Below are 23,383 nucleotides of genomic sequence, written 5' to 3' on the forward strand. Positions count from 1 at the left end.
GCCGAATTTTGCGAGAGAATATGGACCAGTCCCCTCTTAATCTTGAAGACTTTCGCTATGATCTGCCTGACCATCTGATCGCGCAAACGCCGCTCAGTGATCGCAGCGGATCACGTCTTTTGATTCATCATACCGATGGCCAGCTGCAGCACAGCATGTTCCGCCATCTGCCGGAGCATCTGCCCAAGGGAACGCTGCTTCTATATAACGATAGTCGCGTGCTGCCGGGACGCTTGCTCGCGCAGACGCAGCATGGCGGCAGACTCGAACTCATGCTGATGCGGCCTTTGAGTGGACAGGGCAATCGCTGGGAAGCCTTGGGGCGTCCGCTTCGGAAACTTCATGAGGGGCTGAGCATTCCCTTAGGCGCCGGTTGTGTGGCCACGGTGGAGCGCCGAATTCAGGATGCTGCGCAGCCTTATTTGGAAGTGTCCTTCAATCTGGAGCATGAGGCCTTTTACGATTGGATGGAAAAGGAAGGCTATATTCCTTTGCCGCCTTATATTGCCCGGCCTGATGCGCTGAGCGCCCCGTCAAGTCCCGATCGCGATCGTTATCAAACGATCTATGCCAATGAAAAGGGATCGGTGGCGGCTCCGACTGCGGGTTTGCACTTTGATGACAGGATGTGGCAGGCGTTGCGTGAGGCCGGGGTGGAAACCGCGCCTGTGACCCTGCATGTGGGCGGCGGAACGTTTCTGCCGGTGAAATCGAACGAACTCGATGCGCATGTGATGCACCGCGAAACCTATCGACTCAGCCGGCATAGCTTTGCTGCGATTGAAAAGGCTCTGGCGGAAAAGCGGCCGATCGTGGCCGTGGGCACAACCACGCTCCGTTGCCTGGAATCCTTTGCCGTGCGTATGCGTGAAGAGGGTGCGGCGGCGCTGCTGGATCAGTGGCAGGAGACGCAGCTTTTCCTTTATCCGCGGCATCGCCAGGATATCCATCGGCCTTGGGCCATAAGCGGCCTTATGACGAATTTTCATCAGCCGGAGAGTTCGCTTTTGATGCTGGTGTCGGCGTTGGTAGGCTATGAGGCTATGCAGGATATTTATCGGAATGCGGTGGCCCAGGAGTATCGTTTCCTGAGCTACGGCGACACGAGTCTTCTCTGGCTGCCGAATTAACGGACGGCGTTGAGTTCCATAAGCTTCACCAGCATCTGCAGATCCTCGACCTGCTGCTTGAGCTGGGCGATCTGATTGTCTTTCAGTTTGACCTGCGCTTCCATACTCTGGAGGCGCAGTTGAAAGCTTTCCTGCAGATGACGCTCGATGGAATTGATTCGAGTCACGCTGTGTTCGCAGAACTGCAGAAGCGCCTGCGTATCCACCAGCGTGTTATCATGTTTCTGAAGGTTACTGCTGATATTGCCAGGTAGCGTGCGGAAGCTGGCTCCAGGTCGGGGTGCCTGCATCACTGCGGGTTCCTCCTTGATGACCGGCGCCGGAATTGCCAGCGGCATCACAGGCTGGGGCTCCGTCGCCTGTCGTGCTTCAGCCGCAGCGAACTCTGCGGCCTCCGCGGCCGTGCCCGGACCTACCGGAATATAATATTTGCCTTCCTTCAAGACCGCCTGAAGCTTGCCGGTTTTAATCCGGCGACGGACGGTCATATCCGAAACGGCAAAGGTTCGTGCGTACTCCACTATGGAAAGCCACTGCTCAGCCATAGAACCCCTCATGCGCAAGCTGATTTTTGCTGCTGTTATCAGTCTAACGCGGGGCCGGGCAGTGTAAAAGTCAGCCAATTCCTTGACGCGGAAGCTGCACGGCCGGCCCCAGGATACCGGCATCTGGGTAAGATATGCCCCGGATTCCGTCCAGGGCCTGGATCTATTTCTTCCTTAGGTCGATCCGCGCATCGCCATCCACCCAATCCACGAAAGCCACACGCGGGGTTTCCACGCGGTCTTTGATCAGAAGACTGGCGATCGGGTTTTCGATTTTTTCTTCCATTTTCCGTTTCAAAGGCCGGGCACCGTAGTTCGCGGTGTCGATGCTTTTCACAAGGCCGTCGCGGACAGCATCGGTGACCTGCAGCTCGACGTGAAGTCGGGCGAGACGTTTGCTGAGGTCATTCAGCATGATCTCGACGATCTCGCGGAACTGGTCGCTGTCGAGGCGGTTGAAAATAATGATCTCATCGAGGCGGTTGATGAATTCAGGACGCAGGAAGCCCTTGACGATTTTGAAGATCTCCTTGGTTTCCTGATCCTTGGACCACTCATTGACCTGAGCCCCGATACCGATCGGTGTGCGGCGGTCGGACATCACTTCGGAGCCGATGTTCGAGGTGCCGATGATCACACAGTTCGCGAAACTTACGCGCTGGCCTTCCGAATCGGTGAGCCAGCCTTCATCGAGGATCTGAAGGAGGATATTGAAGACATCAGGGTGAGCTTTTTCGAATTCATCGAAAAGCACAACCGAATAGGGCTGGCGCTTCACTTTTTCGGTGAGCTGACCGCCTTCGCCATAGCCGACGTAGCCGGGGGGCGAGCCGATCAGTTTACTGACATCATGCTTGGCCATGTACTCGGACATGTCGATGCGAATGATGCGATTTTCGTCGTCCATGATTTCCGCGGCTATGGCCTTCGCAAGCTCTGTCTTACCAACGCCTGTTGGACCGAGGAAAAGGAACGAGGCGATCGGAACATTGGGACGACGAAGCCCGGCACGGTTGCGGCGGATGGCGTTCGAGACGGATCGGATCGCATGGTTTTGTCCGATGACCCGTTTTTGCAGATGCTCTTCAAGGTGGAGCATCTTCTCGACTTCGGTGGCCACCATTTTATTGAGGGGGATGCCGGTTTTTTTGCTGATGACGGCGGCCACGTCTTCGCGGTCGACGCTGCGATCCTCCTGGCCTCTTTCCTTTTGGAATTCGGCTTTTTTCTGCTCCATTTCCGTTTCGAGCTGAACGAGTTCCATCTGAAAGCGCGACATCTGCTCGAAATCCTGGGCATTGAATGCACGGGATTTGGCTTCGGAAAGCTCCTGGCGCTTCTTTTCCAGTTTGCGAAGATCGGGCGGGGTATAGATCACTTTCAGGCGTTTCACCGCACCGGCCTCGTCGATAAGGTCGATGGCCTTATCGGGAAGACTGCGGTCCTGGATGTAACGATGAGAAAGTTCAGCGGCCGCGATCAGCGCGTCTTCCGTGTAGTGGACCTGGTGATGCTCTTCATATTTGGGCTGAATGCCCTTGAGGATTTTAATCGTATCCTCGACGCTGGGCTCTTCGACACGAACGGCTTCAAAGCGCCGGGCCAGGGCCTTATCCAATTCGATGTACTGCTTATATTCACGGTTGGTGGTGGCTCCGATACACTGCAGCTGACCACGTGCCAGAGCCGGCTTCAGCATGTTCGAAGCATCCAGAGCACCCGAGGCGCGACCAGCACCGACCACGGTATGGATCTCGTCAATGAAGAGGATGATTTCCCCGGACGAAGCAACCACTTCATCACGGATATTCTTCAGACGCTCTTCAAATTCACCCTGCATCTTCGCGCCCGCGAGCAGCGTGGCGATCTCAAGCGAAAGAATTCTCTTATTCAAAAGATATTCGGGCACATCCGCAGCGGCGATGCGGTTGGCCAGACCTTCGGCAATGACGGTCTTGCCGACACCCGGCTCACCCACCAGCAAAGGGTTATTCTTTTTACGACGGGAAAGGATCTGAATCACCCTTTCAATCTCGGCATCACGGCCGATAACCGGATCAAGCTCCCCCTTGCGCGCCAGGGCAGTCAGATCGCTTGTATATTCATCCAGGGCGCTTTGCCTGGATTCCTCTTCCCGATCCGTGATTTTATGGTTCCCGCGCATCTGGTCAAGAACACGCGCACATTCTTCATAACGCAGCCCGACCTCTTCCAGGATGCGTGAGGTTCCGGGAACGGTCCTATCAAAACAAGCTAGAAACAGGGCTCCGGTCGAAATATAAGTGTCGCCCATGCGGCGTCGTTCACGATCCGCAGCTTCAAAAAGATTCTCCACATCCTTGGTCATCCGAATCTGTCCAACCTGACCCTGGCTGAACTGGGGCAGCTCGTTGATCGCGGCCATGGCCCGGTCGACCATCTCCGAACGCAGTTCCCCAGCGTCGCGATCAAGTTCGTTAATGATTTTGACGACGATGGAATCCTTCTGATCAAGCAAGGCCATAAGCAGCCCTTCGGCACCAACCACCGCCTTGCGCTGGTTGGCATATTCCATCAGTGCTGCTTGGAGAGCTTCCGTAACCTTCACTGTTGATATCTTCAGCAATCTCTGAACCATGCTGGCCTCCGGCTTTGGACAGGTGAGCCCCGCAATCGGGGGTCCTTACTTCGCTGCAGTATATCATTGCCCGAGGCGCCAAGGGCTTCTATATTCAGGTGCGGCTAAATCGTCGGAGGTAATTCTATGGATTTTCGTGCGGCTCTCTTTGACTTCGACGGGGTCATCGTCGACAGCACGCCGACCCATCTGCGCGGCTGGCAGGCAGCGTTTCAGGGCTTGTTCAAAACCGATCTCGACTCCGCAACCCTCCAGAGCCTGGTGGGCCGTTCGACCGCAGCGATCGGCCGAATCCTTGCCGATCGCAGTGGCTACCCTGCTGCCAAGCCGGAGTTAATCCGGCGCAAGCAGATCCATGTTTTCGAACATCTTGGATCCATTGATCTGATCGAAGGGGCGCGGGAATTTCTGGAAGAGCTGCACAGACGGGCGATTCCGTTTGGAATCGTCAGCAATGCCCCGCGCGATTTCATCGGGGCCGCCATTGAAAAGCATCGCCTCCCTGTGCCTTTCTATTTAGGATTGGACGACTATCGACGCCCCAAACCTGATGCGGAGCCTTACGTCAAAGGCGCGGTCAAACTCGGTTTCACCTTCACCATGCATCCCAGTATCCTCGTCTTTGAAGACAGCACGCACGGCATAGATGCTGCGATCGCTGCGCACATGACGCCAATCGGCATCTGCTCGCAGCATCGGCCCGAGATTCTGACCAACGCGGGTGCCAGACTCTGTTTTGAAAATATGCGCGAGGCGGCCGTACTTCTTACTCGATAGACTCGCGAAGAAAATCCTGCCGCATCCGATCCAGCTGACCCGAAGTTTTCATCTCCTGAAAAATGGCATCGAGTTTCGGCACGAGGGCTTCGTGTTTTTTATGAACGTAATGAAAGGCTTCGATGCGTTCGAGGGGCGGCTTGAGCGCCTGGATGGAAGAAAGCTTAAGTTCTTTAATAAGGGCGAGGCCATTGATGTCACTGAAGATGGCCACATCAATGCGATCGGATTCGAGCATCTTGAAAAGATGACCAGGCTTATCGACGATCGTGACCCGCGGCAGACCCTTCACGCCTTTTTCCGCATACACCATGCCCCGCATGATACCAATGCGCAGATCGCGCAGGCTTTCCCAGCCGTTGATCCTGAGATCCTTGTTTTTGCTGAAAGCTGTGGCTTCAAACCAGAAAATGGAGGTGGGCACGCGTCTCAGAGAGGGGAATTCCTTCTCAACATCCTTGATCCGCGAAAGGTCGGCATCCACATAGCCGGAGTTGGCTTCATAGAGGGAACGCTTGCCGGGGAACTCGATAAATTCAATGGGGATTTGAAGGCGGTCATAGGCCTCGCTGACAATACGCATCAGGAGTCGATGATCCGGGCTTTCCATTTTTGCGATACGGAAAGCGTCCTTACCCTGGGCTCCGACACTCTGAGCAAGCAGAGCCGTGATCATAAATTTGAAGATAAGTCTTAGCATTCACCCTTCAATGCCGCCTGGATGATTCCCATTCTAACAGAGCATGGAAGTCTTTTGAATCCAGGTCATTTCGGAGTTTCTAACGGTGGGACGGATACCAAACGCAGCCTACGGATAATTACCGATGGATGGTCGAGAAGCAGAATAAGCGCGCCTGCCGACTGACAGGCGCGAGACAAGGAATCAAATCACACTGCTGGAAACCAGACGCAGATTGGCTGCCGACTTTTGCTTTTTAATCGGAGCCGGAAGGGTATCGAGCTGTTCCACAATATAGTTCCACAGCTCGACGCGATTTTTCATCGCCTCCTCGGCCGCCTGCTCGGCTTCCATGCTCATCTTTTCATCGTTGTTGCAAAGGATTTCGACCAGTCTTCCGCTCGCGGAAAAACCAGGACGCTTCAATCCTTCGATATGACGCTCGAAATAATCCAGAAGGCGACTGATCTTCACGTTGCCACCGAGCTGACCAAGGCGCAGAAGGAAGGAATCGGGAATGAAGGGTTCGCCTTCGTAAAACAAGGCCGCGGCGCGCTCATGCAAAGGCGCCTGCGCGAAGCGGCTCATTTTTCGAGCATAGCGGCTGACTGCCGCCGGAAAGCGCGCGTGCTTCAAAGCCGTTTGCCAGTTCTGTCCAGAATCCTGCAGATCAAAGAAGGAAACGATCGGACTGATATTCGCTCCCAAATCCTGCATGGCTTCCAGATAAATTTCGAAGTGACTCAGGAGCGAACCGTCCTGCTGCTCTTCGACTTCCTCCTCCAGGACCATCTCCGACACAAGGCGAATGGCTTCTTTCTGCGACTGGGAATTCAGAGGATGGATCAAGCCCACCAGCTCCTGGTGGATTTCTCTTAAGAGGAAATTATAGGACCACACGCAAATGACATGATGTTCCATGAACAAACGCAGGGATTGTTCATCATTCACACGTTCGTAGAGCTTATGGTTTTCCAAAATCTGGAAATACCGCTCAGTGATGAAAGACATTTGATCAATCCTCCTGAAGGGGGATGGGCAGATAAGCTACCAAATACGAGGGTGAGGTCCTATCTAAATTATACGGGAAGGATGAGCGGGCGAATAGGCCCGCGCGGAAGACAAGACGGATTCCCGCTTCATCTTTAACTTTTCGGTAGGATATGCTGATCCATCAATTCGGCTGTCGCCGCCAGAATACGCTCAACGCTCACCTGGTCGTAACATTTCACAGGCTTATCGCAGGATTTTTTCCAACACGGCGAACAGCTCACATCGGACTGTAATTTCACGCCGCGATCATAGAGATCGATCTCCTGAATGCAACTCACGCCGAACCACGCGATCGACGGTTTTTTCAAACCGATCGCAATGTGAAGTCCGAGCGAACAGGCGGAAAGAACCATGTCGGCCGTGTTCATCCAGAGTACACCCGATCGAAGGCCTTCGGTGGTCGGCGTGTTCAAAACCAGAGGATCATTGGCGAAAGCTTCTTTCATAAGACGCTGGCGCTCGGTATCTTCCGGGCCGCCGAGCAAAGCCACGGCATGATCAGGCCAAGCCTGACGCCACGCGCGAATCAATTCGATCGAACGTTCGACCGTAAATTTCTTATAAGGGAAAAGCAGCGAACAGCCCGTGTTGTAACCGATGATGCCTTGGGCTTTGCCACCGATCAAAAACTCACGCCGTCTGCGGGTTTCCTCAAGTTCCGCGGCTGTCAGCTGAAGGATGTAGGGATCACGTTGCCAATCGAGGGCCATGGTTTCGGTGATCTGCTGCGTTTCGGTTTTCTGATTGATGAAGAACTTCAACTCATCATTCAGGCCAACATCGTACTGATACTGCGCCTCAGGATTCAGCGGAACGATCACGCCGTTCGCATCAAGACCGAAGCCGCGCTTTTCCTTTGCCTTCAAACGCTGGGCGATCGCTCCTGCCTCAAGGGATTTATCCACCGCGAACAGCAGATCAAATTGCAGATGTTCCGCCGTATTGATCGCTGTGGTGTCGGCCAGGAGGATGCGATCTATATAAGGATTATTGTCGAGCAAGGCTTTCGTGTTCTTGAGCGTGATCCAGGTGATATGACTGTTTGGATAGCGGCGCTTGATGGCCGGCAGAAGACAGGTGCTGCGGAGCACAGCGCCCATGGCTTCCAAACTCAGAATGCAGATCCGCTCTTTCACGGGATCATAGTGCGGACATCCAGCGCAGTCACGTTTGTGGACGCAGGGCTTGTATCCCGAAAACAATCGACAGTCAAATTTGTATGCCATAGACCTATCCTGAACTGCTATAGTGCTGGAATGTAAACATTTCTCACGGGATCCCATGCCGCACAAGGACCAGAACCACATCCGCATCATCAGCCCGGCCGGACGCTTTCAAGCCGAATTGCTGGACGCGCGCCTTAAGGAGCTGGAAGCCATCGGGCTTCCGCTGAGCTATCACAAACTCAGTCCTGATCCAAGCTGGCCCTTCACTGCGGGCAGCCGACTGGATCGACTGGAGCAGCTGCAAAGCGCTCTCCTTGCACCGGACGTCAGATATTTGATGAGCGTGCGTGGTGGTTATGGTGTGTCTGACCTTCTTGACGGTATTAACTGGGATCAGTGTCGCGCGATCAGACCCAAGGCCGTCATTGGATTTTCTGATATTTCCGCGCTCCACTCAGCATTTTATACCAAGTTAGGTTGGAATAGCATTCATGGCCCCATGCCCGCTACAGAACTTTGGCGAAAGCATGGGGATGATGACGTCAGGGCCTTGCTGGATCTCCTTTCGGGACAGCGCCGCGACGTTGAACTGCCATTGCTCTATGAAGGCAAGGGTCTGCCGCCGCGGGTGCAAGGCCCCGCTTATGGTGGATGTTTGTCCGTTCTTACGAATCTGATCGGCACACCCTATTTTCCCAAAACACTCGAAGGCCACATCCTTTATTGGGAAGACATCGCCGAGCATCCCGCGCGCATCATGCGTTTTATGAATCAGTGGATTCAAAGCGGAGCGCTCAAAGGTGTGCGCGGCCTTATACTCGGACGCTTTGTCGGCAGCGAGGTGGAAGGCATGTGCACCGAAGCCCATATGCGTGAGACTTTGGCGCAAAGACTGAATATTCCCGTCTGGTTTTGTCCCCTCTTCGGGCACTGTTCACCGAACTGGCCCTTGCCGGTCGGCTGGCCCGTGGACGTCGACGGCGATCGTTTGCGATGGACGATGGAGCCACAAATTGGACTTATCAATAGCTAGGAGGAAGCCTCTTGACGACGCAACTGCAACCGGGCGATGCCGTTTATTTCATGGGAATTGGCGGCACAGGCATGGCCTCTGTCGCGGGACTGGCTCAGGAAGCCGGCTTTAAAGTCAGCGGCAGCGACGCGAATATTTATCCCCCGATGTCGACCATGCTCGAAGAGCTTGGAATTCCCGTTCATACGCCTTACGGTCCGGAAAATCTGAGCAAAGCCCAGCCCAAACTCGTGGTCGTCGGCAATGCTCTTTCGCGGGGACATCCCGAACTTGAAGCGCTTTTGAGCAGCGGCATCCCCTATACGAGCTTCCCGGCTTTTTTGGGCGATAACTTTCTGCACAAAAGAGCCAGCGTCGTCGTCGCGGGAACCCATGGCAAGACCACGACGACTTCGATCATGGCCTGCGTCGCGCGCGACCTCGGCTGGGAGCCGGGCTATCTGATCGGTGGAATCCCTCGGGATTTGCCGCAGGGATTCGCACTCGGCAAAGGCAAAATCTTTGCGATCGAAGGGGATGAGTACGATACGACCTTCTTCGACAAGAATTCCAAATTCCTGCACTACAGACCGAAGTATGTGATCCTTAATAATATAGAGTTCGATCACGCCGACATCTTCAAGGACCTGGCTGCTATCGAAGCCCAGTTCACCAAACTGCTGGGTCTTGTCAGTGATCCGACAAAAATAATCGCCAACATCGACGATCCCGGAGTGGCGAGTCTCCTCGATCGACTGCAGTTGACGCAGAAAGTCACGACCGTCGCCACCCTCGGCAAAAATACCAGCGCCAAAGTGAAACTTCTTAATCTGGAAGCACCCGCGCCCGGCAAAGGTGACCTGTGGACGATCACCGTGCAAACCGCCGATGGACAGATGCGGGCAGTAAAGACCCATCTGGCCGGCCCCCATAATGCCGCCAACATCTGTCAGGTCCTGGCCTGCCTGGATCTGATTCAGGCCGCCGGTGATGCGCCGCGGGTGGATTTCACAAAGGTCGCCCAGGCCATCCAGAATTTCTCGGGCGTCAAACGCCGTCTGGATCGACTCGCCAGCGTTCGGGACATCGATGTCTTTGAGGATTTCGCGCATCACCCCACAGCCGTGAAAGCCGTGCTGGAATCCATGCGCACACTTTATCCCGGCCGTCGTTTGATCGTCGCTTTTGAACCGAAGAATGCGACCAGCCGGAGAAACGTGTTCGTCAAGGAGTTCGCCAAATCGCTGAGCGTCGCCGATCGCGTCTTTATCGGCGCATGCCCTGTTGATCAACGTATTCCCGCCGATCAAAGAATGAATACCTCGGAGATGGCGGAACTCATCGGTGAACGGGCGCAAGCCTTTGGTGACAATGAAGCTTTGCTTGAATCGCTGGTGGCCTTGGCCAAACCCAATGATGCCATTATTTTCATGTCGAGCAGCAGCTTCTCAGGCATTCAGTATCGCTTGGGTGAACGCCTGAGCCACCCGAACGCCTAGGACTTCACCCAAGACATTTGACCGTGCAAAACACGACGTCTCCCCGAATTCTTCTGAAAATCCCACCTCCCCTTCCCTCGAAGGGGAGAAACGCAGCCTTTTAAGCGAAATCCAGGTTGCATTTTCCACCCCTCTGTGATTACGATTACCCCTCGTTATTGGCGACATTTGAGGTGTTCGAATATTTTCATATACTCAGGAGAAGACAGGATGATTCTCAAGACTCGCAAACCCTGGGCTGCTGTAGCAATGGCTTTGTCCATTGGTCTGGTTGGTTGCTCGGATGACAAGAAACCAGAAGAAGTAGTTCAGCCTGCTCCCGCCGAGCAACCGGCAACTCCTCCCGAGCCAGCTCCAGCTGCTTCGGCTGCGGAAGTGACCCAGCCTGTTTACTTTGCATTTGACGACTACTCGCTCAATAGCGAAGGCCAGGGCCAACTGAACAAACTCGGTGAGTTCATGAAAACCAGCGCTCGCGCTGTAACTCAAATCGAAGGCCACACCGACGAGCGCGGCTCGGTTGAGTACAACCTTGCTTTGGGTCAACGCCGTGCACAATCGGCTAAGAACTACCTCGTTCAACTGGGCATCGACGCCAGCCGTCTGCCAACCATGAGCTACGGCGAAGAGAAGCCAGCTGTGGAAGGCCATGACGAATCCGCTTGGGCGAAAAACCGCCGCGCTGAATTCGTTCTGTCGAATCCCTAATGCTTCATGACCTCTGAGTCTCTGGCTCAGAGGTCAGGCCCGACCTCGGCCCCGTCATTCCCCCCGGAAAACAGCTTGCATCCAACCGCAGCACTGCGTTGCATTCTTTCCAGTCTCGGGCTACCATCACAAGTTCATTAGACTAGCACGTCGTCCCGTAGCGAGTCCCGCTCTATTCTGGCTCTATTCTGTCTGGAGGCCCCTCACAGTGGATACCGCAATTATCATAGCCGTCCTGGTTGCAACAATATTCGTCAGCTTTGTCGCGTTTATCGCGTTCAACAAGAAGAATTTCAAGAAAGCGTTCGAAGCAGCCCAGGCCGATTCCGAACGCATTCTGGAAGAAGCGCACCGTGAAAAGGAGCGTATCGTTCAGGAGGCCCATAACGAGGTGAAGCAGGAGGCCAAAACGCGCCGCCTGCAGTTCGAAACCGAAGCCAAAAAGCGTCGTTCTGAATTGGCCAAGCTTGAAAGCAAGGTGAAAGGACGCGAGGAACTGCTCGAAAAGAAACTGAGCCAGCTCGAAAAGAAAGAGCAGGATCTTGAAAAAATGACTGGCCACCTCAATCAGGAAGAGGAACGCCTGAAGCAGCTGATTCGTGAAAGTGAAAAAGCTGTCGAAGACAGTCGCAAGACCCTGGAAACAATAGCAAATCTGTCGCAAGAGGAAGCCCGTCGGGAGCTCATCTCCTCTTTGGAAGCCGAAGCCAAAGCCCAGGCCCGTGAAAGCCTCAAGAAAATCGAAGAAGATACCAAGCTCGAAGGTGAGCGCATTGCCCGTTCGATGGTCAGCCTCGCGGTGCAAAGGGTTTCCTCCGAATACGTGAACGATTCCACGGTCACGGTCGTCGGCCTCCCCTCGGATGAAATGAAGGGCCGCATCATCGGTCGCGAGGGTCGGAACATTCGCGCGATCGAACAGGCGACCGGCGTCGACCTTATCATCGACGACACCCCCGAAGCCGTGATCATCTCCTGCTTCAACCCCGTCCGCCGCGAAATCGCCAACATCTCGCTCCAAAGACTGATCGCCGATGGCCGCATTCACCCCGCGCGCATCGAGGAAACGGTGAAAAAAGTCACCGAGGAATTCGATCAGATCATCCAGGAAAATGGTGAGCAGGCTGCCTTCGATACCGGCATCACCGATCTTCATCCCGAACTCCTGCGTTACCTCGGCAAACTCAAATACCGGACCGCTGGGGCGCAGACCGTTCTGCAGCATGCCGTGGAAGTCGCTCATATCTGTGGAATCATGGCCGGTGAAATGGGCCTCAATGTAAAGAAAGCCAAACGCGTGGGCCTGCTCCACGATATCGGCAAAGCCGTGGATCAGGAAACGGAAGGCCATCACTCGAAGATCGGCGCCGATCTTTGTATCAAGTACAACGAGCCGGCTGAAGTCGTGGATGCGGTTCTGAACCACCACAACGAGGATCTGAACTACGCCTATCCATTGACCGTGGTCGTGCAGGCCGCCAACGTTCTCTCCGAGCGCCGTCCCGGTGCGCGTCGCGAGGTGCTGGAAACTTACATCAAACGTCTGCAGGATATGGAAGGCCTCGTGAATTCCATCCGCGGCATCCAGGAATCTTATGTTATTCAGGCCGGCCGTGAAGTTCGCGCGCTCGTGACGCCAACCGGCGTCAGCGATACCGAAGTGATCGACATTGCCAATGAAATCGCTCACCGTCTCCGCAAGGAAATGACCTTCCCCGGCCAGGTGAAAGTTATCGTACTCCGCGAGAGCAAATACGCAGAATTCGCTAAATGACCATTAAAGTTCTCGCCATTGGCGACGTGATTGGAAAACCAGGTCGCCGTTGTCTCAGTAAGCTCCTGCCCCTTGCCCGCGAGCGTTTTCAGCCGGACATCGTGATCTGTAACGGGGAAAATGCCGCGGGAGGCTTCGGCCTCACGAAGAAAATCTACAATCAGTTTGTGGACAATTTCGGCATCGATTGCATCACCATGGGCAATCACTGGCACGATAAACCCGAGATTCATAGCTTCGCGCCGCAGGCCGAGCGCCTTGTGCTGCCTGCGAACATGATGAACGTGGATCGACTCGATGCCGCGTTCCGGGTTTTGAAAAGCAAGTCCGGGCATAGCTTCGCCGTGATCAACCTCATCGGCCGGGCCTTCATGCATCCGGATAATCGCGATTTTTTCACGCCCGTGGAAGCCATACTCAAACAGCTTCCCGATCAGTGTAAAATTCGGATCGTCGATTTTCACGGCGAAGCCACCAGTGAAAAACAGGGCATCGGTCACTTCCTGAAGGGCCGCGCCTCGCTCGTTTATGGAACGCATAGCCATGTGCCGACAGCGGACGAACGCATCATGGGCGGCTTCACGGGTTACACCACCGATCTCGGCATGACTGGTCCTTATGACTCAGTTATCGGTATAAGGACGGAAGCCGCGCTGCAGCGCATGCAGACCGGCGAAAAACGCCGTTTTGAACCCGCCACACATGACCTGTGGCTCTGCTTTATCCTGGCCGAAATTGACCCTGCAACGGGTCGATGTGTTGGCATTCAACGGCATCGTTGGGAATACGAGCAGATGAAAGACCAGATCACAGGGTCCGACGAAGATGAGTAAGCTCGCCAAGCGCCCGGCATTCGTGTTATGAACTTGGGTCAACCCCATCGCATTGGGGTATGATCCGGATGACATAAGGGCTGCGTCCCCGACGGGATTCCAGCCGCCAATATCTTTTGAAGGAAGAACACAGCATGCAACGAGGATCCTTCATCCTGGGCAGTTTCGGTCTTGCCGGTGCCCTTATCAGCGGCACCGCTTCCGCGATTTTTGTGGATGGCCATGGTTACTACAGCCTGCGCGGCGAAACCCGTACCAAACCAGAATTTCAGGCCGGTTCCAGCACGTTCCAGGCCGTCGATCAATTCTTCCGTCTCGACACGGAACTCCGGGTGAACGACAAATCCAGTGTCTTCGTGGAATTCAAAGTTTTCGATGATGAACGCGAAGCTTTCCTCGGTGATAAAGCCAGGCCTCAGCCTTGCCCATCGGGAGCCAATACTCCTGCCGGCACCGATTGCCAAATAGATCATCAGAACAGCGGTGAGCCGCGCTATCAGCCTTACCAGCCCAAGGTCACCAAGCTCTATGCGAAGTACGCGATGGATTACTGTCTTCTGACAGCCGGTCGCCGCGGTCGTCAATGGGGTATGGGCATGCTGCTCGACGACGGCACGCGTCCCTTCACAACCGACGCCAGCGTGTTCGATGGCGTGACCTGCGATATCAATATTCAGAAATCGCAGACTCTCGGTTTCTCGGTTGGTTATGACAAGATCTCGGAAACCGGATCCTCGATCCTTTCCACCGGAGTCGATAGTCAATCGTATGGCGCCACCAACAACGGTGATGACCTCGATCAATTTTTCCTGACTATCGAATACAACGATCATCGCGCCAACGCCGGCAAGGGCTTTTCCAAGCAGATCGGCATTTACTTCGCGAATATCGTCGGTGGTGACAACACCCGCACTGATTTGAAAATCGCTGACCTTTACCTGAACTTCCAGCTTCAGGACATGGTCATTCAAAACGAGGCCGTCTTCCGTCTCGGTCGCTCAGCAGATCCCAGCTGGTCGCTGCTTGGCGGCGCCCGCACGCTCGATATCGAAGACCGCGTGGTCAATGACCTGCAGTCGATCGCGCTGGCAGGATCGGTGGAATACTTCCTCTCGCGTTCAGGCGCTTACCTTGGACCGAAGGAATACAATCAGGGCAACGCCACCTCGCATTCGATCTTTGCCGGTTATGCCTACGCTCCCGGTGATGCGGATGGATACCTCGGTGAATACCCAGATCCCGCTGTTCCCAACAGCCCTCGTGACAAGAAGGTGACTGCGTTCGCGTTCCACCCGAACTTCAAACCAGGTCTTCTCCTTTTCAACGGCCGCAAAAAAAGCGACAGCATGCGCATTGATGGTGTGTTCGATCCTTATCGCGTCGTGAACGCAACCGTCTTCAACGCCGGCTACCGTTATCAGAGCGTTGAGAACGGCAACTTCGAAGCCAAGCTCGTGACCGCGAAAATGAACGAATCCATGCCGACCTCGGCTCAGGAAGCGGGCACGACAGGCGTGGGTTCCAACGGTGATAACCTGGGTGTGGAAGTGGATCTTTCCTATACCCGCGCTCTTGGCAAGGAAATGGAATTTGGCTTCGCTGGCGCCATCGGTCTGCCGGGCAATGCCTGGGAAACCAGTCCTGATGCCAAAGTCGAAAGCAGCTACCTCTTGCAATCGCACGTGACGTTTAACTTCTAAGATTGTTTTTTGACCATCAGCTGACGGCGGTGGAATGCAATCCCGACCATCAGCTGACGACGGCTGACATGCAATCTCAAAACTCCAGCTGGAGACGGCTGGAGTTTTTCCCCAGACCCACCCCTCGATTTCCTCGCGCATTCCCCTTTTTTATCCTTATAATGGAAGAGTCTTAGCCGGCATCCCGGACCTTTCCCTACGAGCGGAGAAAGCCTATGCATCAGAGCGAATGGCCTGCCCTGCAACGTCTTGATCTCGCCTATACGATTCCTTTCCTTTCGGCCTCGGCGGCGGCCATGTGTGAGCTTGGACTCGCGTCGGATCGTGATGCCGATAACCTCAGGCAAACCATCAAGGATCATCAGAGGCAACGCGGGGAAGGGCACAAGGTCCTGCTCCAGGAACTCATGGATCAGAATAATGCCATCGTCGCTCTGCTTCAGGCGCGCTATGGATGGGATGGCTTCGATGCCCTTCTTTTCCGCTGGACCATTAGCCGCGCCGCGGAGGATTTGGCTCATGAACTGTGGAATTTCAGCGAAGAGCTGGTGAAAAAAGCCGAGCTGATGTTCAACCAGCCCATGCTGATCATGGAGGGGGATGCCGTCGAACGTCGTTCGCTCTTTTCCATCTTCCTTGTGGATGTTGCGGCCCATATTGGCGGGATTGCGGAACAGCTGCAGAACCACGGTCTGTCGCTGCGGATTCACTATCCCCTCCCCGCTCTCGATGTGAAGCTGGACGGCCTCGACAAGGGCCTGGCCACGCACCTGGGCTTTACCTTGGGTGAAGTCGAAGCCCTTCCCTATCAAAAGCTCCAGGGCACCCTGCGGCTTCTTTATGTGGAGATGGAAAATCTCTTCGCCCTCCTATCAGCCACCCTGACTCAGATCCGGGCGAACTGCACAGGCAGCGATCACGATCAGGCCGTGCAAATGATTATCGAGGATATGGAAGGCGAAATGGGGCGACTGCAAAAAACGCAAGTTTATGCTCCCGCAGCGTTGCCTCAGATGGAGAATCGTCGGCAGAGACTGCTCGGAACTCTGCTTGCGGTGCGTTCCGGTATTCATGAAATACGGCAGCACTTTCAGGATATTCTGCGCACCAGTCGCGTGAAGGCACCTCTGGAATGGGTGTGGCCCGTGGCCGAGCGCCGACAGCTTTTGAGCGCCCTTCTCAGCCGCTCCGTCAGCATCCGCGATGCCGAGCTCGCCATGGATGCACTCGAACGCTACTGCCGCCAACACCTGGTTGCACCTGATCAACTCCTTGGTGCTGAACTGAATCGAATTCATAAGGAACTCGATGAGGCGTCCTTGCAGATCCTTCGTAAAATCGCTATGGATAAGGGGATCGGCCAATCCTTGATCCAGGAGAAACAGGTGGTATTGCATCGCAAAGACAAGTTGCTGCATGTCATCCAGACAAACTTAAGCCGCGCTTTGGTTCTGACTTTTCTGTGCCTTTATCTGCCAGGCTGTGGAGTTAAGACCGCTCCACGCTCGGACGTCCTTGACCTGCGTCCCGCAGTCCCCTACCATGCGGAGCAACGCACAAACCAGAAAAGTACGGAAAAACCCGTTCAACCCGCAACACCATCAAGACCACAGGAGAAATGAAGCATGGGCTCTGCACCGCGCATCACGGGCGTCTACACGGCAATCGTCACCCCCTTTACCAAGGACGGACAGATCGATTGGGGCGCCTTCGATAAGCTGCTGCATATGCAAGCCCAGGCCGAAGTCGATGGTGTAGTCGTGACCGGAACTACGGGGGAATCACCCACTCTCAGCGTCGATGAAAAAGTATCCCTCTATCGGCGTGCGCGCACCTTCCTTCCTGCCAGCGTGAAAGTCATGGCCGGCACGGGCGGCAACGACACGAAACAGTCGGTGGAATTATCCCGGCTCGCCCAGGATGCGGGCGTGGATTCGCTTCTGATCGTCACACCGCCTTACAATAAGCCTACGAAAGAAGGACTCTACGCGCACTACGAAGCCATTGGCAAAGCTGTGCGTATCCCGCTTTGCCTTTATCATGTCCCGAGTCGCACGGGTCAGAGACTTGCCCCTGAGGAACTCGCCTACATCTGTTCGCTGCCTCAGGTGACCGCAGTGAAGGAGGCGAGTGCGGATCTCTGTCTTTTTTCGAAAGCCGTAAGCCTGACCCTGGGTCAGGCGGATTATTTGAGCGGTGATGATTTCACCTTCCTGCCGACGCTCGCTGTTGGTGGCCAGGGCGTGATTTCGGTTGTCACCAATGTCTTCCCACGCGCCCTGGTGCAGTTGACCCGTCGCTTCCGTCGCGGGGACACCGGCGGCGCTCTGGCGATTCATCAGGCGATCTTTCCTTTCGTCGAATGTCTGTTCCTGGAATCGAATCCGGGCCCTGCGAAATATATCCTGGCTCAACAGGGCATCATTCAGGATAGCCTGCGTCTGCCTTTGGTTTCGGTTCAGCCGCCCACCGCAAAACGTCTGAACGAATGTTTTGAAATGACAAGACAGAAGCTTCAGGATGTGGGAGCGCTTTCATGAGCATCAAACGCGTTTGGATCAATGGGCTCTCCGGCCGCATGGGCCTTGAACTGCAGACTTTGATCGCGTCCTCCGAACGATGGGATCTGGTCGGCGGCACGAGTATCGGCGAGCTGGTCGATCGGGAATTCAATATCACCGAAACGAACTGGAAGCGTCTTCCCGAATGCCTCAACCGAACGGATGTGCTGATTGATTTCTCGGCCCCGGCGGGCAATGCCGAGCTTTTGAAGTTTTTTCAGGAAAGCAACGTGAAGGACAAGGCGGTGCTGATCGGCACCACCGGCCTGGATGCGGATCAACGCGGCGCCTGGAAAAAGCTCGCCAAGGAACGCAATATCCGACTGCTGCTGGCTCCGAATACCAGTCTTGGCGTTCTGCTGACCCTGAAGGTTTCCCAGCAGCTCGCGGGTGTCTTGAATAAATTCGATTTCGATATCGAAGTCGTGGAATCGCATCACAGGGCGAAAATTGATGCCCCGAGTGGAACCGCCAAATTTTTGGCGGAAGGCGTGGCGCGCAGTGTGGATAAACAAACCATCTACGGCCGTACCGGCAAGCGTCAGCCGAATGAAGTCGGGATTGCCTCGCTGCGGGGCGGCTCGGTTTTCGGTGAGCATGAAATTCGTTTCCTCGGGGATAACGAGGAGCTGGTCGTGAGTCATCGGGCTTTGTCGCGTACGCTTTTCGCGCAGGGCGCGCTTATGCTGGCCGGATGGATCGTGACCCGGAGTCCGGGCCACTATGGTCTTGAAGATGTCAGTATTGAAGATATGCTGAAGCTTTTACAGGAAAAAGGCGCTTAATCCTCGCGCCGGGCCTGCTGCAGATTGTAGTGGGCCGTGCTTCCTGTTTGCACCACGGAAGCTGTCCAGTAATCCACGGCAATGGTATCCAGACTCAGGATGGCTCCCTGCTGGCTTTCCACGATCACCGAGTAAACTCCAGGATTCATATTGAAGAAGACGGTCCGGCTCAGTCCCTCATCGGCGTTGCCGAAGGACCAGCCCTGGTTATAAACCTGACCCTGACTATCGACTAGTGATACATTCACCGCACCCATGCCGCTTTCCATGCGATGCAGAACCACGACGGCCCCCATTGCGGAATCAAAAGCTATGGATGCATGATTATCCTGAACCGCGAGTTCATGGAACACATCCTGGATGTAGCCACGCTGCAGCAACGGAGCCACAGGAATGCTGCGGCGGACCTGCTTGTCGCGATCGAAGGTATAAAGAGCCGTTTCAAATTCAGGAGCTTGGGCCACCGTATAGAGGCGACCTTTGAAAAGAGTCGTGCCTTCCTCGTAACCCAGAACCGCATCCCCAACGCGGGCCATGCTGCGGTTTTCACCCACAGTGATCATATCCACGAAGTCGATGGGTTGCAGAGGCTGTTCAAGTGCGGCCTTCTCTTCATAGATCTGATCCACAGCGCTCGGCACCGCAGCCAGGAACACGCGACCGTTGTCGTTGTTCAGCAGCGGCAGGTCTTCTTCCGTGTGAGCCCCGGCGAAGACCGGCATCGAAAGAGCCGTGCGAACATTGTCGCCTTCGAAGGTCAGCTCCACGAGTCCAGGCTTGATATTAAAGAAGCAAAAGCGTCCCACAGCATCTGTTTCATGCAGACTGGGCTGGGGCCAACCGAGCTGACTCACATAGTAGGGTCCATCCGCTTCCACATTCAAAGATACCTGAAATCCGGGAAGAGCCTGACGCCCATCTTCAGACATGACCCGGGCACAGAGTGAAGCCTTGTTCGTGTCCTGAGCCAGATCAAGTATATTGAGATAGTTGGAATAACTGCGGTAATTCATCGTACGCGTGCGCAGAACCTGATCGCGACTGTTGCGATAGAGGGCCACTTCACTGACCGTCGGAACGATCTGACCATTTTTCTCGTCCTGAATCTCCACAAAAAAGCGGGAGCCTTCAGGAATTTCGCCGAATTTCGCGTGGCCGTTGGCCGTTGTGCTGGCCTTCAAACGCGTGCCGAGGATTCGAACCGAGACGCCGCTCACAGGAAAAATGTCCGCGTTTTCTGGCGAGGAACGTTCATCAAGGACCTGAATATCAAGCGTGCGATAATCCGGGCTGGCATCGGGATAGAAAAAGCGGGCCTGCTGGGTTGCGACGCGTTCCTTGGTCGCTTCCACCTGGGCTACAGATGTGGCCAAAGTCAGAGGTTGGCGCGGTTTTTCCTGGCTATCAGCCGGAACCTCAGGCGCAGACAGAGACGTTACCGGGGCATCTCCGTAACTGGCATAAGGCTGCTCCATCAGGGGCAGAACGCTCGTCAGTTTTTGGAACGATGCCGGACCTTCGCTCGCCAAAAGCGGATCACGATGCTGCGTGCCGTCGCTGACTTCGATCGGGATGATATAGAGCTGATCGCCATAGGTCACATAAAGTTCCGTGCGGCCGGCATCACGGGCGTCGAGTTTTTTACGACCCGCATCCCAGCGCACGATCTTGGAATTTCTTAAAAAGATCTGGGGAGCGCCGCGCAGGTTCTTATCGACGACCGTAACGCCATCATCCTGCACCGACATTTTCAAAGTTTTGGGAGTAATGCGCAGCTCGTCACCGACTTCCACCAGTTCAAGCGTGGCGCCTGCGACTGTCACTGCGCGCTGAACCTGTTTCAGAGGAGCGGTTGGGGCTGGAGTTTTCGCGGCCATCGGCAAAGGACGAGGCGCTGCTTCCGGGGGCAGATCCATTTTCAAAGCCGCTTCGGCTTCGCGCAGGATTTCCTCTTCCTCCCGTTCCCGGGCTTTCATTTCATCAGGCAAAACTACGGGCGTCAGTGCACCTCCGGTTTTAGGACCGGCGACATAGACGAGCGGTTTTTGAGGATTCACAACCAAAGGAACCGGCGGCGCCTTGCGATCCAATGGCAATTGCCCGCGGGCAGCGGCCATGAGTTCACTTAAGGTTTTCGCGGGAAGATGCTTGATCGTCTGCAGATCCGCACCGGGAAGAGTGCGGGTCTTGGTCGGCTCAGCGGATAAAAAATCCTGACCGACCGCAAACTCGCCGTCCGCAGCGTGAGCAGGCATCGCCAGCCAGGCTGTCAAAGCCAGCATGGGAAGGGCGGCAGGTTGTTTCACACTACGCATGGATGATTCCTGATTCCACGGATGTTCCCTCGTGAAGGCTCATCGGCAGAAGCAAAGGCAGCCTTAAAGGCATACTCGCCTCTTTTATGATACCAGAAGGCCAGGACACACGGGCCTTATCTTACCGGGTCATTATTAGGAGAAGCTGAGAAAGAAGAAAAGAAGCTTTTTTTCAGGTTTTACCAAATCTACAGGCTTCGCACTTTTTCCTGAAGCCCGACGGGCAAGGTTGGAATAACCAGAAGTTCAAGCAAAGAGGCCTGGGAGCGTTTTGCGGGGTCGAAGCCTAGGGATTTTTCCCAGTCGGCCAGGATCTTCTGGGCCCCTTCGATCGAAGGAGGCTTTCTGGCTTCGATTTCAAAACAGCGAATCACGCGATCGAGGTACTGCGCCTGATAGTAAACCACTTCGGCATCGGGAAAGTAAAAGGCCTGGACCTCCTTGCGAAGGGTTCCCTGCCACAAAACCCCAAGCGGAGCAAGAAAGGCCCGGATGCGTTCGATCTGATTGCCCTTGGCAGGATCCAGATCAAGATTCACTTCCAGGCGCACTTCTGTATCCGCGCCGAGGCTTTTCACGGTCAGCTGCTGCAGGTAGCTATCAATCCGATGCCGATAGACAGCCTGCGGCGGATTTTCGACCAGGAAATAGGTGTCCTGCACATCCGTTTGGATGAATTTTTCCGGCTTCCGTTGATGCAGGTCATCGAGCAGGGACCTGATGTCCAGGTCTGCTTCGATGACGAACTTATGCTCGATTTCCAGAAACTGCAGGTTATCACTCATTACTGGATCTGTTGCACAGTGAAGAGGTTACTGGCTTCCTTGCCGAGCGAGGACAGCGAAACCGATACGAAGACGTAACGGTCACCATCGCTGAGCCAGGTCTTGCGTGTCATCAGACTGTTGATGATAGGAAAAACCTGCTCGATGTCGGGCGCTTCATCCAGAAGAATCCCAACCACGCCCCGCACCAGACGCAGACGGCGCACCACATCCGGGGACATGGTCACGGCGATGATTGGCGTCTGCACTCCATACGAAGACAAGTGAAGAGCGGTGTTACCGGCTTTGGTGATACACACGATGCCTTTGGCCTGATTGCGGTAGGCAGCGCGATAGGCGGCAAATGTTACCGCTTCGATCTCGGTCGTGATCTCGGGATGTTTTTTCACCCAGTTCAGACCCTGAGTCGTCGACGATTCGGCGTCTTCAATCGTTTTCACTGCAAGGGCCACGCCCTTCTCAGCAAATTTTCCGTAAGCGAGCTCTTCAGAAAGAACCACAGCATCCGCGCCGTCAAAGACCGCGTTGGCGATGTCGGAAACTTCAGCGCGCGTCGGCGTTACGTTGTGCCGCATCGAACCGAGCATCTCACTGGCAACGATCGACATCTTGGCGTAATCATTACACTTTTGGATGACTTCCTTGGTGACCATGGGAACCAGAGCCGGATCCATCCGCATGGCGAGTTCCACGCGGGAAATGACGACGCCATGAACGAAGGGCAGGAGCTCTTCGAGGTTTTTCAGTGTGCCTTTGGTGGCGACTTTCAAAAGCAGCCAGGGGGAATTCGGCTGCGCTTCCAGGCGTTTTTTCACCTTCTCCAGATCCGCGGCATCTTCAATCGAAGGCAGAATCAGATAGTCGATGTCGGGATCCGAAGCGGCTTTCCACGCGTCTTCAGGCACGGTATCAATTCTGATTTGTTTTTTGGTGGCGGGAACCACGACATCGCAATCGTTATGGAGCACACCGCCCTGAACGACTTCGAGAACCACGTGATCCTTTTTCACTTCCTTGGTCTTGCAGACGACCATGCCATTGGCAAGGTAAACCGAATGATCGACCGCGAAAAGATCGGGCCATTCTTCCGTGCGAATCGTCAGATCGCCCTGACCTTTTTCAGGGCTGACCTTGATGATGTCGCCGAATTTGAATTCTTTCGAACCTTCCAAACCGACCACCATACCGCGCACGCGATCATAAAGATCGACGAGCAAAGGCAGCTTTTCCTTGGCCATGGGGACTTCGCGTTTGATCCGGCGGCAGATTTCCCGTACGCGGTCTATTTCACCGTGTTTCGACACGATGCGAATGGCATCGACTTTGTTGGGGTCGATGGTGCGAATCAGTGCATCCGTCAAGCATGATGTTTCAAAAGACCAGACCACATGGGTTCTTCTCAGTTTGTTCATTCTTCTTTTCCACTCCCTCGAATCATTGTGCA

General features: G+C 54.8%; 19 protein-coding genes. 11 read left to right on the plus strand and 8 right to left on the minus strand.

Going from position 1 to position 23,383, the window contains the following annotated elements; all coding sequences use genetic code 11:
• Positions 1-20: 20 nt before the first annotated feature.
• Entirely contained in the window at positions 21-1,130 is a 1,110-nt protein-coding gene (gene queA, locus VFO10_RS16290) for a tRNA preQ1(34) S-adenosylmethionine ribosyltransferase-isomerase QueA (protein ID WP_325142018.1), read from the plus strand.
• On the opposite strand, the gene VFO10_RS16295 is transcribed toward queA, so the two are convergent.
• Together VFO10_RS16295 and VFO10_RS16300 are read right to left on the minus strand one after the other, a co-directional pair.
• A complete protein-coding gene (locus VFO10_RS16295) occupies positions 1,127-1,675 on the minus strand; it encodes a hypothetical protein (RefSeq protein ID WP_325142020.1) in 549 nt (182 codons plus the stop codon). The two genes, queA and VFO10_RS16295, sit on opposite strands and share 4 nt — an antisense overlap.
• Positions 1,676-1,838: 163 nt before the next feature.
• Entirely contained in the window at positions 1,839-4,292 is a 2,454-nt protein-coding gene (locus tag VFO10_RS16300) for an ATP-dependent Clp protease ATP-binding subunit (RefSeq protein WP_325142022.1), read from the minus strand.
• 126 nt (positions 4,293-4,418) lie between these two features.
• Here VFO10_RS16300 and VFO10_RS16305 point away from each other — a divergent pair, with 126 nt between their 5' ends.
• Complete coding sequence (locus VFO10_RS16305; protein WP_325142024.1) at positions 4,419-5,069, plus strand: HAD family phosphatase; 651 nt, start codon at positions 4,419-4,421, stop codon at positions 5,067-5,069.
• Here the strand turns inward: VFO10_RS16305 and VFO10_RS16310 are convergent.
• The 3 genes from VFO10_RS16310 to VFO10_RS16320 form a co-directional block, all read right to left on the minus strand.
• Positions 5,059-5,769, minus strand: coding sequence for a transporter substrate-binding domain-containing protein (locus tag VFO10_RS16310; protein WP_325142026.1), 711 nt, complete (start codon positions 5,767-5,769; stop codon positions 5,059-5,061). The two genes, VFO10_RS16305 and VFO10_RS16310, sit on opposite strands and share 11 nt — an antisense overlap.
• A 183-nt stretch (positions 5,770-5,952) precedes the next feature.
• Entirely contained in the window at positions 5,953-6,759 is an 807-nt protein-coding gene (locus VFO10_RS16315) for a DUF3050 domain-containing protein (protein ID WP_325142028.1), read from the minus strand.
• A gap of 134 nt (positions 6,760-6,893) precedes the next feature.
• Complete coding sequence (locus VFO10_RS16320) at positions 6,894-8,027, minus strand: glycosyltransferase family 9 protein (RefSeq protein ID WP_325142031.1); 1,134 nt, start codon at positions 8,025-8,027, stop codon at positions 6,894-6,896.
• Positions 8,028-8,082: 55 nt separating this feature from the next.
• On the opposite strand from VFO10_RS16320, the gene VFO10_RS16325 reads away from it, so the two are divergent.
• The 9 genes from VFO10_RS16325 to dapB all read left to right on the plus strand — a co-directional run bounded on the left by VFO10_RS16325 (position 8,083) and on the right by dapB (position 18,839).
• Positions 8,083-9,000, plus strand: a complete 918-nt coding sequence (locus tag VFO10_RS16325; RefSeq protein WP_325142033.1) for an LD-carboxypeptidase — start codon at positions 8,083-8,085, stop codon at positions 8,998-9,000.
• A gap of 11 nt (positions 9,001-9,011) precedes the next feature.
• On the plus strand, positions 9,012-10,478 hold the full coding sequence (locus tag VFO10_RS16330; protein ID WP_325142036.1) for a UDP-N-acetylmuramate--L-alanine ligase: 1,467 nt from the start codon (positions 9,012-9,014) through the stop codon (positions 10,476-10,478).
• A 210-nt stretch (positions 10,479-10,688) separates the two neighbouring features.
• Positions 10,689-11,186, plus strand: a complete 498-nt coding sequence (gene pal / locus VFO10_RS16335; RefSeq protein ID WP_325142040.1) for a peptidoglycan-associated lipoprotein Pal — start codon at positions 10,689-10,691, stop codon at positions 11,184-11,186.
• Between the two features lie 208 nt (positions 11,187-11,394).
• Positions 11,395-12,960, plus strand: a complete 1,566-nt coding sequence (gene rny / locus VFO10_RS16340; protein WP_325142042.1) for a ribonuclease Y — start codon at positions 11,395-11,397, stop codon at positions 12,958-12,960.
• Positions 12,957-13,793 carry a TIGR00282 family metallophosphoesterase gene (locus tag VFO10_RS16345; protein WP_325142044.1) on the plus strand — a complete coding sequence of 279 codons (837 nt, stop codon included), beginning with the start codon at positions 12,957-12,959 and terminating at the stop codon, positions 13,791-13,793. Before rny ends, VFO10_RS16345 begins: the two co-directional genes overlap by 4 nt.
• A gap of 134 nt (positions 13,794-13,927) precedes the next feature.
• Positions 13,928-15,493, plus strand: coding sequence for a hypothetical protein (locus VFO10_RS16350; protein WP_325142046.1), 1,566 nt, complete (start codon positions 13,928-13,930; stop codon positions 15,491-15,493).
• Between the two features lie 215 nt (positions 15,494-15,708).
• Positions 15,709-17,115 (plus strand): hypothetical protein, encoded by a 1,407-nt coding sequence (locus tag VFO10_RS16355; RefSeq protein WP_325142048.1) that lies wholly within the window; start codon positions 15,709-15,711, stop codon positions 17,113-17,115.
• Between the two features lie 3 nt (positions 17,116-17,118).
• Positions 17,119-18,033: a 4-hydroxy-tetrahydrodipicolinate synthase gene (gene dapA, locus VFO10_RS16360; protein ID WP_325142050.1), complete on the plus strand. Its 915-nt coding sequence runs from the start codon at positions 17,119-17,121 to the stop codon at positions 18,031-18,033.
• Positions 18,030-18,839 (plus strand): 4-hydroxy-tetrahydrodipicolinate reductase, encoded by an 810-nt coding sequence (gene dapB / locus VFO10_RS16365; RefSeq protein WP_325142051.1) that lies wholly within the window; start codon positions 18,030-18,032, stop codon positions 18,837-18,839. The genes dapA and dapB overlap by 4 nt, the downstream gene beginning before the upstream one ends.
• Here the strand turns inward: dapB and VFO10_RS16370 are convergent.
• From VFO10_RS16370 to VFO10_RS16380, 3 genes are all read right to left on the minus strand, one after another.
• On the minus strand, positions 18,836-21,154 hold the full coding sequence (locus VFO10_RS16370) for a hypothetical protein (RefSeq protein ID WP_325142052.1): 2,319 nt from the start codon (positions 21,152-21,154) through the stop codon (positions 18,836-18,838). The two genes, dapB and VFO10_RS16370, sit on opposite strands and share 4 nt — an antisense overlap.
• Before the next feature lie 188 nt (positions 21,155-21,342).
• Positions 21,343-21,939, minus strand: coding sequence for a hypothetical protein (locus tag VFO10_RS16375; protein WP_325142054.1), 597 nt, complete (start codon positions 21,937-21,939; stop codon positions 21,343-21,345).
• Positions 21,939-23,351 carry a pyruvate kinase gene (locus VFO10_RS16380; RefSeq protein ID WP_325142056.1) on the minus strand — a complete coding sequence of 471 codons (1,413 nt, stop codon included), beginning with the start codon at positions 23,349-23,351 and terminating at the stop codon, positions 21,939-21,941. The genes VFO10_RS16375 and VFO10_RS16380 overlap by 1 nt, the downstream gene beginning before the upstream one ends.
• Positions 23,352-23,383 lie beyond the last annotated feature (32 nt).

Source organism: Oligoflexus sp. (assembly GCF_035712445.1).
Lineage (GTDB): Bacteria > Bdellovibrionota_B > Oligoflexia > Oligoflexales > Oligoflexaceae > Oligoflexus.

Bases quoted from the DNA above. Each gene is read 5' to 3' on its own strand.
- queA (WP_325142018.1), top strand. From the start codon at position 21: ATGGACCAGTCCCCTCTTAATCTTGAAGACTTTCGCTATGATCTGCCT.
- VFO10_RS16295 (WP_325142020.1), bottom strand. From the start codon at position 1,675: ATGGCTGAGCAGTGGCTTTCCATAGTGGAGTACGCACGAACCTTTGCC.
- VFO10_RS16300 (WP_325142022.1), bottom strand. From the start codon at position 4,292: ATGGTTCAGAGATTGCTGAAGATATCAACAGTGAAGGTTACGGAAGCT.
- VFO10_RS16305 (WP_325142024.1), top strand. From the start codon at position 4,419: ATGGATTTTCGTGCGGCTCTCTTTGACTTCGACGGGGTCATCGTCGAC.
- VFO10_RS16310 (WP_325142026.1), bottom strand. From the start codon at position 5,769: ATGCTAAGACTTATCTTCAAATTTATGATCACGGCTCTGCTTGCTCAG.
- VFO10_RS16315 (WP_325142028.1), bottom strand. From the start codon at position 6,759: ATGTCTTTCATCACTGAGCGGTATTTCCAGATTTTGGAAAACCATAAG.
- VFO10_RS16320 (WP_325142031.1), bottom strand. From the start codon at position 8,027: ATGGCATACAAATTTGACTGTCGATTGTTTTCGGGATACAAGCCCTGC.
- VFO10_RS16325 (WP_325142033.1), top strand. From the start codon at position 8,083: ATGCCGCACAAGGACCAGAACCACATCCGCATCATCAGCCCGGCCGGA.
- pal (WP_325142040.1), top strand. From the start codon at position 10,689: ATGATTCTCAAGACTCGCAAACCCTGGGCTGCTGTAGCAATGGCTTTG.
- VFO10_RS16345 (WP_325142044.1), top strand. From the start codon at position 12,957: ATGACCATTAAAGTTCTCGCCATTGGCGACGTGATTGGAAAACCAGGT.
- VFO10_RS16350 (WP_325142046.1), top strand. From the start codon at position 13,928: ATGCAACGAGGATCCTTCATCCTGGGCAGTTTCGGTCTTGCCGGTGCC.
- VFO10_RS16355 (WP_325142048.1), top strand. From the start codon at position 15,709: ATGCATCAGAGCGAATGGCCTGCCCTGCAACGTCTTGATCTCGCCTAT.
- dapA (WP_325142050.1), top strand. From the start codon at position 17,119: ATGGGCTCTGCACCGCGCATCACGGGCGTCTACACGGCAATCGTCACC.
- dapB (WP_325142051.1), top strand. From the start codon at position 18,030: ATGAGCATCAAACGCGTTTGGATCAATGGGCTCTCCGGCCGCATGGGC.
- VFO10_RS16370 (WP_325142052.1), bottom strand. From the start codon at position 21,154: ATGCGTAGTGTGAAACAACCTGCCGCCCTTCCCATGCTGGCTTTGACA.
- VFO10_RS16375 (WP_325142054.1), bottom strand. From the start codon at position 21,939: ATGAGTGATAACCTGCAGTTTCTGGAAATCGAGCATAAGTTCGTCATC.
- VFO10_RS16380 (WP_325142056.1), bottom strand. From the start codon at position 23,351: ATGAACAAACTGAGAAGAACCCATGTGGTCTGGTCTTTTGAAACATCA.